The organism is Luteococcus japonicus (assembly GCF_003752415.1).
In the GTDB taxonomy this organism is placed as follows: domain Bacteria; phylum Actinomycetota; class Actinomycetes; order Propionibacteriales; family Propionibacteriaceae; genus Luteococcus; species Luteococcus japonicus.
Map to the genome: position 1 here is coordinate 1,621,995 of NZ_RKHG01000001.1, position 12,342 is coordinate 1,634,336.

The window sequence follows — 12,342 nt, forward strand, 5'->3', positions numbered from 1 at the left end:
GGTCTAGTGAGCGTCGGATCCTTGCGGGCGACGCCGTTCTTCCGGCAGCTCCGGGGTGATGGCCCCATCAGTGCCTTGCGACGGGCTTCATTCTAGGGGGGACGTTCTGGTGGCCCCAAACCAGTTTCGCGTCGGGAGTGCCAGCAGCCCACTGCACAGACGCTCGGGTTCCCGACAACCGCTCGGGTCCCCAACAACCGCTCGGGTCCCCAACAACAACCGGTCGGGTCCCCAACAACCGCTCGGGTTCCCAACAACCGCTCGGGTCCTGATAGACGCTCGGGTTTCCAACAGACGCTCGGGTTGCAACACACGCGGATCGCGCGAACCCACGCGGATTCCCCCCCACGATCCCCCTTGCCCCTCGACAAGCTCGGGGACCGTGGTGGGGTGTGGTGCTCGGCCACCGTGATGGGGGCCCGACGGCTCCGGTCAACGGGCGGCGGCAGACAGCCGACGTCGCAGCGCCAGCATCGCCAGCAGGCCCGCGACGGAGAAGCACAAGCCCACCCAGAAGGCGCCGCGGTAGCCCAGGGGTTCCACCAGGGCACCCAGGACGAAGGGGCCGATGCCGATTCCCGCGTCGACGAAGAGGAAGTAGCTGCCCACGCCGATCCCGGCCCGAGAGGACGACCCCACCAGGTTCAGGGCGACGGTCTGGCCCGCCGGGACGAGGGTGCCGTAGCCCAGCCCCAGCAGCGCACCGCCCGCAACGAGCGTCCAGTACGTGGTGGCGGTGGCGGTCAGCGCCAGTCCGGCGATCATCGCCACCATGATCGGGACCATGATCGACGTGTCACCGTGGCGGTCCCGCAGGATCCCCGCAATCGGCCGAGAGACGGCGATCACGGCGGCATAGGCGAGGAAGTAGGCGCCGGCAGCACTCGGCAGGCCGATCTGTTGGGCATAGGGCGCCATCAGGGTGAGGACAGCGCCGAAGGGCAGGGCGCACAGCGAGACCACCAGGGCGATTGGCAGGACGGTGGGGTCCAGGTAGTCGGCCAGGCGGTGGCGTCCACCGATCGGCTTCGCCGGGCGCGGCTCCAGGCGTCGGACGACGACGAGCGCGAGACCGAGGGCCATCGCGGCGAAGCACACCGACGAGACGAGGATCCGCTGCTGCCCGTCGGTTCCCTGCTGCAGCACGCTGCCCAGCATCGGGCCCAGTCCGGAGGCGATGGCCAGACCGAAGGTGAACCAGCCGGATCCCTCACCCCGTCGCTGGACCGGGACGCGGGCCAGCACGGCCCCCGCGACGCCCGTCGCGGCCACACCGAAGGCCACGCCGTGGGCGAAGCGCAGGAGCAGCAGGAGCGGAACCGAGTTGCACCAGAAGTAGAGCAGGCTCCCGACGACCATGCCGACGAGGCTGCCGAGCACGACGGCGCGCTCTCCCAACCGCAACAGCGCCTGGCCGGCGAACAGTCGCGCCACCATGGCGCCGAGGAATCATGCGGTGCCCACCAATCCCGCCTGGGCCTGGCTGGCGCCCAGGTCCTTCAGCGCCCAGGCGCTCATGGTGGCGGTCAGCAGGTAGAAGACCATCGCGACGCCGAAGTTCCCCACCGTCAGCGACGTGAACACGGCGGTCCACAGGCGGGGGCGGGCATCGGCGGTGGGCATGCGCTCGAGCCTAGGCGGGGCCGTCGCGAACATGGGATCTGCCACACTCCGAGATTCCGGGAGGCGGAACGCCCGACCCGACGCGGGACGCTCCGTGCTCAGGCCACCAGGATTCCCAACGCGGCTGCCAAGGGCACCGGCGCTCCGAAGCGCCCCGGGCTCGTGGGCGCCGACGGGTAGAGCCTGGTCTCGCCGGCGGCATTGCGCGCCACGAGGTCCGTGCGGCCGTCGGCATTCATGTCACCAACCCCGACGATCGACCTGAATCCGCCCCACCCGGTGCCGATCCGCTCGGGCGTCTTCAAGGTGCCCGTGCTCGTGGCGCGAGCCATCATCAGGTTGCCGTTCACATCCCGCATGATCACGTCATCGATGCCGTCGCCGGAGAAGTCCCGCACGGCGAAGACCAGGTTGTACTGGTTGCCCGCCCAGCCGGCTGCGCTGACCACGCTCGGGGACCCGGCGAGCACTCCGCCCGTGACGGGCCAGCGCAGCAGCGCACCGTCGGAGGTGCGCTGCGCCACCACTGCAGGCTTCCCAGCGGCCAGACCGGGCGCCAGTGACGGCGTCCGGACGCCTGTCAGACCACGCCCGACGACGGTGGCCGTGCCCCAGCCGGCGCCCCGGGAAGGGTAGAGCTTGAGCTGTCCGGTGGTGTCCAGGGCCAGGAGGTCGGCGATCCGGTCCGAGGTGAAAGGCCCCGCGAAGACCGCGGTGAAACCGCCCCACCCGGAACCGATCCGACGCGGAGCCGCGAAGGCCGTCCCGCTGCTGGCATCGGAGGCCATCAGGTGACCATTGGGGTCCCGGTGGAGCAGCTCGCTGCGTCCGTCACCGGAGACGTCTCGGCTCAGCGCGTCGGGTCCGTCGGCGATGGTGAAGTAGTTCCCCTTCCCACCACTGACCAGGGGTGAGAGCTGGGACGGGGTGATGGATGCCGTGCCCAGGCTGCCCTCCAGCTGCATTGCGGTGACCCGGCCGCCCCACTGGCCGCGGCCGTCGCGTCCGGTCACGACGAGGCGGCGCACCGTGCCCACCTGCGGCCAGCGGGCCTGCAGCTTCGCGGCGCTGACGCTGCCCTGCCAGGTGGTGACGCTGGTGGGCAGGCGCATCTCGTAGGGATCGGCCGCGACGCTGGTGTACGGCACCCCGCCCGCGGCGATCTGCCCGCCATTGGAGGCGGAGAACTCGCTGCGCACCACCGCACCGTTGTGGGTGAGCACTCGCCCCGCGCTGGCGGCCACCCCGTCGCGGGTCTGGCTGGTCTCCTTGGAGATGCCGCCGAAGACCTGGCAGCTGGTGGTGTCGCAGATGTCGTAGAGGCTGGTGCGGGGGTGGGCGATGTACCAGGCGCCGTAGCTGCGGGCTGCGACGGACTGCGCGGCCTGCGCCTGCACCGGCCAGTTCGTGTAGTTCTCCCACGGCACCACCTGGCGCGTGTAGTCCTCCAGCGTGGTGGCGAGCACCGGGGTGATCCCACTGCCGGAGCGGTGCCCGGTGAAGCGCCCCAGGTATGTGGCGACGTTCTTCCCGGACGCGTTCTGGGCGGTCAACGAACCGTCGGTGTCCGTGAAGGTCCACTTGCCGGAAACCGTGCTCCACAAGGCCTTGCGGGCCGTGGCGGTGCGAAACCACAGCGTGGCGGTGGTGGCAGTACCGGTCTGCGACGGGAGGGAGACCTCCCAGCTGGTGATCGGCACCCCCGCGTCGGCCAGCGGCAGGGCGATGGTCTGCCCCGCGCCGTCGGTGACAGTCAGGCCGGCCTCTGCGGCGACGCGAGCCGTGGCGCCGGTCAGTCCGTAGGTGCCGACGCGGATGGTGCTCGCCGCACGGGTCTGGAGGTTGGCGCCCGGATAGTAGAAGGCGACGATCTGCTGCCAGCCGCGCCCCTCCGTGGCCTGTTGATAGGAGCCCCACTGGCTCATGCCCCGGCCGTGGCCATAGCCACGGCCGACCAGGGTGAAGCCGCCATTGACGACGGGGTGTGGCTCGTCGGCGGCCTGGGCGGACGGTGCGGGAAGGACGGTGGACAACAGGGCGCCGGCGGCGACCAGCGTCGTCAGGCGCGCGGGGATGATGGGCATCGGGGGCTGCTCCTCGGGGGTGATTCGTGCAGGGACAACCCATCAGAGCGCGCCCCCGTCCGCCAAGCCCGTGGACGCGGTTCCTCGACCCCGGGACGAGAGTCTGGGAACTCTTCAGTCACCGGGTCCGGAGCAGACGCTCGGGTTCCCGCGATCCGCTCGGGTTGCAACACACGCGGAACGCAGGAACCCACGCGGCCTCAGTCGACGCGCACGGCCCGGGCCACGGGCGGACGGACCGCCAGGAAGGCGATGCCGGACGCCACCAGCGGGATGACCACCAACAGGCTCAGCAACCAACCCCACGGGATCCCCAGGCTCACCCCGCCCATGCTGGACAGCACCATCAGCACCATCGGCACCGCCCCGACCAGTAGCCCCAACAGGCTGCCCAGCCCGACAGCCACCATGGTCTGGACCGCCGCCATGCCCCGCAGCGTCGCCGTGGAGGCGCCGATTGCCGCCAGCGATGTGTGGGCGTCACGAGCATCGCGCAGGGCCAGCGCCCCGGCCAGGGCCGCCACCACCAGCATCAGCACGGCACTGGCCAGCGCAAACCACTTCTGCGTGGTCAGGTAGGAGCTGTTCGGGCCCTGCTCCACGGAGACCGACGCCAGATTGCCCAGACCGGCCTTCGACAGTTCGTGCGAGAGCTGGTCCACCTGCGCCTGGGTCGGGTCGATGCCAGTGTCGAAGAAGGTGAAGGTGTCCTTGATGGCGGCCTTGGTGGCGAGCTCTGTGAGGGTGGCCTCATCCATCAGCGCCACCTGCCCCACCTGGCCGATGCCCTTGGCGGGCACGGTGACGGACTCCTTGGCCCCCGCCTTCGCCGGATCCCAGGCGACCACCTGCACGGCGTCGCCGTGCGGCAGGCCGTCGGAGACCAGCACCCCGCCGCGCGCGAGCAGCGACTTCTCCTCGGCCGTCGCGTCCCGGCCCGTGAGCACCCGGAAGTAGCCCGGTTCGTAGACGGAGACACCGTTGGAACTGCTGCTGCAGCCACCGCGGTCATTGCAGACCTCGTCGCCCTGCACCATCAGGGCATTGGTGCACGCCGGCCCCATCGGAACGGAGGAGTCACAGACCTGCGGCTCGCGGACCACGGCGCTGGCCGCCACGGGCATGACCTGCTGGATGACCTGGCTGGTGCGCTGCCACAGCTGGGGTGTCATGGTGTTCGACGTCGCGGACGACGCGCTCCCGACGCCCACCCGCGACGTGTACTGGTAGTGGTCCAGGTCCGTCTGGCCCATGGACTGGTTGGCCACCAACAGGGCCCCGGCAAGACTGGCGATCGCCATCGGTGCGGCCACGGTCGCCGTCGCGCGCGACCGGTTGCGGGCACCGTCGCGCAGAGCCATCCGCCAGGCCAGCGGACCGCGGGCTCGGCGCCCCAGCCGGTCCAGCAGCCACGGGATCATGAACAGCGATGCCAGGAAGAGCAGGAAGACGCAGATTGCGGCGGGGCCGACGATGGTCTCCACCGGAACGGTTCCTGGGTGACGCCCACCACCCGACGGCCAGAGCCTCGGCCCCACCAGCCCGGCCAGCAGTCCGAGGGTTGCCAGCACCAGGCCCGCCTTCGGCAGGCGTGCCTCGGTCTGGGAAGCCTCGGCGCTGCGCACCGAGGTCATCACATCCTGTGACGCGATCCTGCGGGCGGGGAGCCACGCAGCCACGACGGCCGAGGCCGTGCCGACGAGGATAGCCAACGGCAGCAGCAGCCACGGAATCCTGAGCGGTTGCGGCAGGCCGCTGTCCGCGGCGTTGAGCCAACGCACACCGGCCCAGCCCCACGCAACTCCCGCGACGGCGCCGAGCAAGGACCCGACCAGGCCCAGCCACAACCCCTGGCGCACCACGACGCCCTGCAGGGTCCGGCCGGGAGCGCCGGTGGCGCCAAGCAGCGCCAGGTTGCGTCGCTGCTGCCGGATGCCGATGGCGAAGGCCGCCCCGACGATGGTGGACGTAAGCAGGGTGGCCAGCACGAGGACCACCAGCAGGAGTGCCTGGAGCGACACCGCCTGGGTATCGCTGCCCTGCATGTGGTCGAAGGCCTCCCGTGTGGAGATCCCCAGACCAGCCTTGTTCAGCTGCTGCACCTGCCCCAGCGTCGGCTCGTCGCCGTAGAGGAAGACGGTGCGGACGGCCCTCGATGATGCGGCCGCGGTCCTGGCCAGCGGATGCTCCGGGGCGACGACAATTCCCACTCCGTACTCGTCGGTGCGGACCAGCCCGGCCACGGTGTACGTGGAGTCCCCGACGGTCACCTGGGATCCGGTGCGCAGGTTCAGGCGCGTGGCCAGTTCCTTGGTGGTCAGGACCTCGTGGGCGCCGGGCACGACGGACGGCTCGACGGCCCAGCGTTCTGCGGCGTGCGGGCTGGTCAGGTCCACCACCGCCAGGGTGGTGTCCATCGTGACGCCCTCCACGGTGACGGTCTGCCCCGCTTGGACCTCGGGGACCTGCTGCTGCGGCAGGGAACCCACGGCGCTCCAGTCCGGGGCGGGCGACTTCTCGCCGTCCTGGATCGTGCTGTCCGTGCAGGAGGCAGAGGTGAGGTCCGACTGCTGGCACTTCCCGTCCCAGTACTGCAGCTTCTCCACCTTGGCGGTGGCCGCCCCGTACTGCCGGGCGGCGAAGTCCTGCTTCTCCTGGGCAGCCAACATCCCCAGCGCGCACACCACCATCACCGGCAGCATCACGAGCGCGATGATCAGCGCCGATCGCCCCTTGTGGCGGACGAGTTCACGACGAGCCAGACGATCGGCGACGACATTGCCCCTCCACGGGGCCTGCAGCATCACGATGCCCGCTTCGGGCCGAGAGGCAGGGTGGCCGCGGCATCACCGGCACCGGACTGCGCCTGGTCCGTCTGACGGCCGTCGCGAAGGAAGACGACGCGGTCCGCCCAGCCCGCGTGGCGCGCCTCGTGGGTGACCAGGATCACGGCCACTCCCTCGTCGGCCAGGTCACGAAGCAGCGCCATGACCTCGTCGCCGGTGTTGGAGTCCAGGGCGCCGGTGGGTTCGTCGGCCAGGATCAGGCGACGGTCCCCGCAGATGGCGCGGGCGATGGCGATCCGTTGGCGTTGGCCGCCGGACATCTGGTCCATGGTGCGCTCCGCCAACTCGGTCAGGCCGACGCGCCGCAAGGCGACCTCGGCGGCGGCTCGGGCGTCCTTGCTGGAGCAGCCGTCGAGCTCCAGCGGCAGCATCACGTTCTCGATGGCCGTCAGGGTGGGCACCAGGTTGAAGTCCTGGAAGACGAAACCGACGCTGCGGCGACGAAGGCGGGCCAGGTCATCGCGGCTCTTGCCGGACAGCGGCGTGCCCGCCAGGGTGATCTGCCCATCGGTGGGGGCGTCGAGTCCGCCGGCCAGGCCCAGCAGGGTGGACTTGCCGGAGCCGGAGGGCCCCATCACGGCGATGAACTCGCCGGGGTCCAGGGTCAGGTCCAGCCCGTCCAGGGCCAGCACCTGGGCATCGCCGGAGCCATAGCTGCGAGTCACCCCGCGCATCTCGAGCACGTGTGTCATTGCGGATCTCCTTGTGCGGTTGGGGAAGTGGAGCGGTGGCGACGAGCTGCCCGCAGCGCGGCGGACTCACAGTGGTCCAGCCAGCGGACCTCGGCGTCCGCGGCGTGGATGAGGGATTCGATGACCAGCTGCCAGGCCAGGTCATCCGGGTCGGCCTCCCGGCGAGCCCTGGTGTACTTCTGCAGGTTCTCGATGGAGGCGCGACGCTGGGTCTGGATCAGGCGCGTGACGTCGACATCGGGAAGTGTCACGGCCAGGGCAATCTTGATCGCGAGTTCGTTGCGGGGCGGGTTGTCCAGGGCCACGGGGCTGGCGAACCATTCGTCCACCTGTTCGCGGCCAGCCGGGGTGAGGCTGTAGACCACCCTTCCCTCGGCGTCCTCATCACCGCGCAGCACCAGACCGTCGCGCTCCAGACGCTCCAGCGTGGTGTAGACCTGCCCGATGTTCAGCGGCCAGGAATTGCCGGTGCGACGCCTGAACTCGTTCCTGAGTTCATAGCCATGCCTCGGCTTCTCGCCCAGGAGGGCCAGCAGTGACTGCTTGACGGACATCGACCCTCCCCTGTGTGCTAGCGACATGTTTGCATACCGAGTATGCACACATCATTGCATACCGAGTATTCCCATGTCAGCCGCATGCCAACCCGAGTTGACTCCCGATCATTATTTGATAATGATTCCCACTATGAACAGAAGCCCAGCACTCCTCGCCCTCGCCGCCTGCTCGCTCGCCACCCTGGCCGCATGCGGGAACACGACCCAACCGGCCTCCAGCCCCTCACCCAGCAGCACCCCGACCGCTCGCGAGACCGTCGATGCCGCGGGGCGCACGCCTCGCCTCGCCATCACCTACAACGGGGGCGTGCAGGTGCTCGACGCCGCGACCGGCAAACCGGAAGGTGACTTCCCGCTGGACGGCTTCACCCGGCTCAACCAGGCGGGCAATGGCCGACACCTGTTGGTCACCGAGGGCGACCACTTCAAGGCGCTCGACATGGGCGTCTGGAGCCAGGCCCACGGAGACCACTTCCACTCCCGCAAGACCTCGCCACTGCTCACTGACATGACCTTCGACGGATCACATCCGGGGCACGCCGTGCACCACGGAGGCCGCACCGCTCTGTTCTACGACGGCGAGGGTCGCATCGAATGGTTCGAACCCACCAGCCTCTCGGTGGAGAAGCCCCAGACCCACCAGGTGAAGCTGCCCAGGGCCCACCACGGCGTCGCCGTCTTCCGCGAGGACGACAGCCTCGTGCACACCGTCGGCGACGAGAAGACGCGCACCGGCATCGCGATCCAGGACGGAGACGGTCACCAGGTTGCCGAGAACAAGGACTGCCCGGGGGTGCACGGCGAAGCCGCCGCGAAGGGGGCCCTCAGCGTCGGCTGCGAGGACGGCATCCTGGTAGTCAAGGGCAACAAGATCACCAAGGTGAAGTCCCCCGATGCCTACGGGCGGATCGGCAACCAGGCCGGCAGCGAGAAGTCCTCGGTCGCGCTCTGGGACTACAAGGTGGACAAGAAGGCGGAACTGGAACGCCCCACCCGCATCACCCTCACCGACACCGCCAAGAGCACCCTCAAGCTCGTCGACCTGAAGGCCTCCTACTCCTTCCGTTCCCTGGGCCGCGGAGCCGGCGGCGAGGCGTTGGTGCTGGGGACCGACGGGAAGCTGCGCGTGATCGACCCCGACGCAGCCAGGGTCACCGCCGAGATTCCCGTCACCGCCGCGTGGACCGAGCCCACCGAATGGCAGAAGCCCCGCCCCACCCTGTACGTGCAGGGCAAGGACGTGTGGGTCAGCGAGCCAGCCACGAAGCAGCTGCACCTGGTGGACATGACCACCAAGAAGGTCGGCCGCTCCATCACGCTGGACCGGGTACCCAATGAGGTGAACGGCGTCACGGGCTGAGCACCAGCGGCGAGGCGGTCAGATGATCCCCTCGCGCAGGAAGCGCATCAGGGTTCGGCCCACTCCGTCGTCGTCATTGCTGCCGGCATTGCCGGTGGCGACGGCGACGGCCTTTGGATGGGCCTGGTCCATCACATAGGAGCAGCCGGCCCAGCGCAGCATCTCGACGTCATTCGGGGCATCACCGAAGGCAACCACGTCACCCCGGTCCAGCCCTAGCATTCCGCACAGGTCATCCAGTGCCGAGGCCTTGGTGACCCCCGCGGCGGACATCTCCACGAAGTCCGCACCCGACGTCGTGGGATGAACCCCCGCCACCTCCAGGTCCTTGATGATCTGGGACAGCTCCAGGGCGGGGACCTCTGCGTGCCGGGCCAACAGCTTCAGCGCCGGCTTCTCGACGATCTCCTCGAGGGTCATCGTGCGGGCATGGACCATGGCGGGTTGGTGGTCCTCGGGTCCCGTGATGGCCCGGTAGTCCGCATCCAGGCCGAAGGCCTCGCCCCGGTTGCGAACCGTCGCGAAGGTGATGCCGGGCACCGCCTGGCGCGCCTTCTCTGTCAGGGAGGCCAGGACCTCTGCCCGGATCAGGTGCTCGAAGGCCACCTCGCCGGTGCCGAGGTGCTGCACGAGGGCGCCGTTGACGCAGACGGCCCATCCGGTCAGGCCGCACTGCTCCGCAATGGGGGCCAGGCCCTTGGGTTGCCGTGCGGTCACCGGAACGACGGGCACGCCGCGCTCCTGCACGGCCTCCAGCACGCTGCGCGTCCAGGCCGTCACGGTCTTGTCCGTGCGCAGCAGGGTGCCGTCAAGATCAGTGGCGACGAGACGAATCATGGACGCTCCTCAGACCCGGGGCGCGGGACGCGCCGTACCCTCGACATAGCGACGCCCCTCGAAGGCGCGGCCCAGGGTCACCTCGTCGGCATATTCCAGGTCACCGCCCACCGGCAGGCCCGACGCGAGGCGGCTGATCTGCAGGCCCATGTCCTTCAGCAACCGGCTCAAGTAGGTGGCCGTCGCCTCGCCCTCGGTGTTGGGGTCAGTGGCCAGGATGATCTCGGTGACGGTTCCATCCGCCAGCCGGGTCAACAGCTCCCGGATGTGCAGGTCCGACGGGCCCTTGCCGTCGATCGGGCTGATCGCGCCGCCGAGCACGTGGTACAGCCCGCGGAACTCGCGGGTGCGCTCGATGGCGACGACATCCTTGCTCTCCTCGACCACGCAGATCACCGTCTGGTCGCGGCGTGCATCGCGGCAGATCCGGCAGGTCTCCTCCTGCGAGACGTTGAAGCAGACGGCGCAGAAGCGGGCCCTGGCCTTCACCTCGCTGACCACCTGCGCGAAGCGCTGGACATCCTCAGCCGGTTGGTCCAGCATCCAGAAGGCGATCCGCTGGGCGCTCTTCGGGCCGACGCCGGGTAGGCGCCCCAGCTCGTCGATCAAGTCCTGTACTGGACCTTCGTACATGTCAACCTTTCAGGCCCCTCGACAGGCTCGGGGAACGTGTGAGCGACAGGCTCGGTCCATTGGGAGTGGCATACCCACCACGACGGCCGAGCCTGTCGAGGCCCTTGTGGGACCGGGAGATCAGAAACCGAGGCTGCCCATGTCCGGCATGCCGGGCATCACGGCGGCGGCCTTGGCCTGCACCTGGGCGCTGGCGTCGCGCACGGCGGCGAGCACCAGGTCAGCCAGCCCCTCGGCGTCCTCGGGGTCGATCGCCTCGGGCTTGATCACCAGACCCGTCAGCTCACCGGCGCCGGTCATGGTGGCCTCCACCAGGTCGCCGCCGGCGGTGCCGGTGAAGCTGGAGCTGGCCAGCTCGTCCTGCGCCTGCTGCAGCTGGGCCTGCATCGCCTGGGCCTGCTGGAGCAGACCGTTCATGTCCATGCCTTCGGGGAACATCTGGCTTTCCTCTCGTCGTGGGGAGCTTGCGATGACGCAAGTCCGGGGCAAGCCTACGCGCTCGGCCGGACCGCACCGAGTGAGAGCACGGCGCCGATGTTGCGCGCGGTGCGGCTGATGTTGGTGGCGCCGTCGGCCAGCACCTCGTCAAGCGGCGCCAACCGGCAGAGCACCGGGAAGATGGCCGCGAAGCCCTCGTCATAGAGGACCTCGGCACCATCGCCCAGCGCACCGGTCACCGCAACAACGGGTACCCCCGCGGCGGCCGCGACGTCGGCGACACCCTTCGGCGTCTTGCCGAAGCGGGTCTGGGAGTCCATCCGTCCCTCGCCGGTGACCACCAGCGCGGCACCGGACACCTTCTCCGGCAGGCGGGAGTGGTCCACGACGATGTCGATCCCCGGCCGCAGCGTGCAGTGCGGCAGGAAGGCCAGCAGCCCCGCGCCAAGTCCCCCTGCAGCCCCCGCCCCCGGGGTCTGCCCCACGTCACGGCCAAGGTCCCGCGCCACCACCTGCGCGAAGTGCGCGAGCGCAGCGTCCAGCTCCGCGACGCACGCGTCGTCGGCACCCTTCTGCGGCCCGTAGACGGCGCTGGCGCCCTGCGGCCCGCACAGCGGATTGGTCACGTCGCAGGCCACCTCGACGGTGACCTCGGCCAGCCTCGGGTCAAGGCCACTGACGTCGATGCCGGCCAGCTGCGCGAGGGGCGCACCACCGGGCCCCAGGCACTGGCCCTCCCCGTCCACCAAGCGGGCACCGAGCGCCTGGGCGAGGCCCGCGCCGCCGTCATTGGTGGCGCTTCCCCCGATCCCCAGCACGATGTGCGTGATCCCGGCATCCAGCGCGGCAGTCACCAACTGACCCGTGCCACGGGTGCTGGCACGACGTGGGTCACGGCGATCTCGGGGCACTCGCCCGATGCCGCTGGCCTCCGCCATCTCGATCACCGCGGTCGAACCATCGCCCAGCACTCCCCAGGTGGCCTGCACCGGGTCCCCCAACGGGCCATCCACCGTCGTGGTGCGCAGCTCGCCTCCCGTCGCATCCACCAGGGACTGGACGGTCCCCTCGCCTCCATCGGCCATCGGGACGTGCACGAAGGTGGCATCGGGAAGGCTCTGGCGAAGCCCTGCCTCCAGGGCCTCACAGACCTCCTTGGCGGTCAGCGACTCCTTGAAGGAGTCGGGCGCCAGGACGATGGTGCGGGTCATCATTGACCTCCTCCCCTCGACAAGCTCGGGGATCGTGGGTGGGTCGGGAATCGTGGGTTGG

Annotated in this window: 11 protein-coding genes; 1 reads left to right on the top strand and 10 read right to left on the bottom strand. The window is 69.8% G+C overall.

Annotation, left to right across the window (positions count from 1 at the left end; translation table 11 throughout):
* Nucleotides 1-432: 432 nt before the first annotated feature.
* The 6 genes from EDD41_RS07920 to EDD41_RS07940 all read right to left on the bottom strand — a co-directional run bounded on the left by EDD41_RS07920 (nucleotide 433) and on the right by EDD41_RS07940 (nucleotide 7,799).
* Nucleotides 433-1,437 carry an MFS transporter gene (locus tag EDD41_RS07920; protein ID WP_123575521.1) on the bottom strand — a complete coding sequence of 335 codons (1,005 nt, stop codon included), beginning with the start codon at nucleotides 1,435-1,437 and terminating at the stop codon, nucleotides 433-435.
* A 12-nt stretch (nucleotides 1,438-1,449) separates the two neighbouring features.
* Nucleotides 1,450-1,623, bottom strand: coding sequence for a hypothetical protein (locus EDD41_RS16815; RefSeq protein ID WP_170165285.1), 174 nt, complete (start codon nucleotides 1,621-1,623; stop codon nucleotides 1,450-1,452).
* A gap of 98 nt (nucleotides 1,624-1,721) precedes the next feature.
* Nucleotides 1,722-3,707 (bottom strand): SpoIID/LytB domain-containing protein, encoded by a 1,986-nt coding sequence (locus EDD41_RS07925; protein ID WP_123575522.1) that lies wholly within the window; start codon nucleotides 3,705-3,707, stop codon nucleotides 1,722-1,724.
* Nucleotides 3,708-3,907: 200 nt separating this feature from the next.
* Complete coding sequence (locus EDD41_RS07930) at nucleotides 3,908-6,511, bottom strand: FtsX-like permease family protein (protein WP_123575523.1); 2,604 nt, start codon at nucleotides 6,509-6,511, stop codon at nucleotides 3,908-3,910.
* Nucleotides 6,511-7,245, bottom strand: coding sequence for an ABC transporter ATP-binding protein (locus EDD41_RS07935; protein WP_094765222.1), 735 nt, complete (start codon nucleotides 7,243-7,245; stop codon nucleotides 6,511-6,513). The genes EDD41_RS07930 and EDD41_RS07935 overlap by 1 nt, the downstream gene beginning before the upstream one ends.
* A complete protein-coding gene (locus EDD41_RS07940) occupies nucleotides 7,242-7,799 on the bottom strand; it encodes a PadR family transcriptional regulator (protein ID WP_123575524.1) in 558 nt (185 codons plus the stop codon). The genes EDD41_RS07935 and EDD41_RS07940 overlap by 4 nt, the downstream gene beginning before the upstream one ends.
* A gap of 133 nt (nucleotides 7,800-7,932) precedes the next feature.
* Here EDD41_RS07940 and aztD point away from each other — a divergent pair, with 133 nt between their 5' ends.
* A complete protein-coding gene (gene aztD / locus EDD41_RS07945; protein ID WP_123575525.1) occupies nucleotides 7,933-9,162 on the top strand; it encodes a zinc metallochaperone AztD in 1,230 nt (409 codons plus the stop codon).
* A gap of 18 nt (nucleotides 9,163-9,180) precedes the next feature.
* Here aztD and EDD41_RS07950 read toward each other — a convergent pair whose 3' ends face one another.
* The 4 genes from EDD41_RS07950 to EDD41_RS07965 form a co-directional block, all read right to left on the bottom strand.
* A complete protein-coding gene (locus EDD41_RS07950; RefSeq protein ID WP_123575526.1) occupies nucleotides 9,181-9,999 on the bottom strand; it encodes a Cof-type HAD-IIB family hydrolase in 819 nt (272 codons plus the stop codon).
* A 9-nt stretch (nucleotides 10,000-10,008) separates the two neighbouring features.
* A complete protein-coding gene (gene recR / locus EDD41_RS07955) occupies nucleotides 10,009-10,632 on the bottom strand; it encodes a recombination mediator RecR (RefSeq protein WP_123575527.1) in 624 nt (207 codons plus the stop codon).
* 120 nt (nucleotides 10,633-10,752) lie between these two features.
* Entirely contained in the window at nucleotides 10,753-11,070 is a 318-nt protein-coding gene (locus EDD41_RS07960; protein WP_123575528.1) for a YbaB/EbfC family nucleoid-associated protein, read from the bottom strand.
* Nucleotides 11,071-11,123: 53 nt separating this feature from the next.
* Nucleotides 11,124-12,281, bottom strand: coding sequence for a glycerate kinase (locus EDD41_RS07965; protein ID WP_211336607.1), 1,158 nt, complete (start codon nucleotides 12,279-12,281; stop codon nucleotides 11,124-11,126).
* Nucleotides 12,282-12,342: the final 61 nt, after the last annotated feature.

Bases quoted from the DNA above. Each gene is read 5' to 3' on its own strand.
- EDD41_RS07920 (WP_123575521.1), bottom strand. From the start codon at position 1,437: ATGGTGGCGCGACTGTTCGCCGGCCAGGCGCTGTTGCGGTTGGGAGAG.
- EDD41_RS16815 (WP_170165285.1), bottom strand. From the start codon at position 1,623: ATGCCCACCGCCGATGCCCGCCCCCGCCTGTGGACCGCCGTGTTCACG.
- EDD41_RS07925 (WP_123575522.1), bottom strand. From the start codon at position 3,707: ATGCCCATCATCCCCGCGCGCCTGACGACGCTGGTCGCCGCCGGCGCC.
- EDD41_RS07930 (WP_123575523.1), bottom strand. From the start codon at position 6,511: ATGCTGCAGGCCCCGTGGAGGGGCAATGTCGTCGCCGATCGTCTGGCT.
- EDD41_RS07935 (WP_094765222.1), bottom strand. From the start codon at position 7,245: ATGACACACGTGCTCGAGATGCGCGGGGTGACTCGCAGCTATGGCTCC.
- EDD41_RS07940 (WP_123575524.1), bottom strand. From the start codon at position 7,799: ATGTCCGTCAAGCAGTCACTGCTGGCCCTCCTGGGCGAGAAGCCGAGG.
- aztD (WP_123575525.1), top strand. From the start codon at position 7,933: ATGAACAGAAGCCCAGCACTCCTCGCCCTCGCCGCCTGCTCGCTCGCC.
- EDD41_RS07950 (WP_123575526.1), bottom strand. From the start codon at position 9,999: ATGATTCGTCTCGTCGCCACTGATCTTGACGGCACCCTGCTGCGCACG.
- recR (WP_123575527.1), bottom strand. From the start codon at position 10,632: ATGTACGAAGGTCCAGTACAGGACTTGATCGACGAGCTGGGGCGCCTA.
- EDD41_RS07960 (WP_123575528.1), bottom strand. From the start codon at position 11,070: ATGTTCCCCGAAGGCATGGACATGAACGGTCTGCTCCAGCAGGCCCAG.
- EDD41_RS07965 (WP_211336607.1), bottom strand. From the start codon at position 12,281: ATGACCCGCACCATCGTCCTGGCGCCCGACTCCTTCAAGGAGTCGCTG.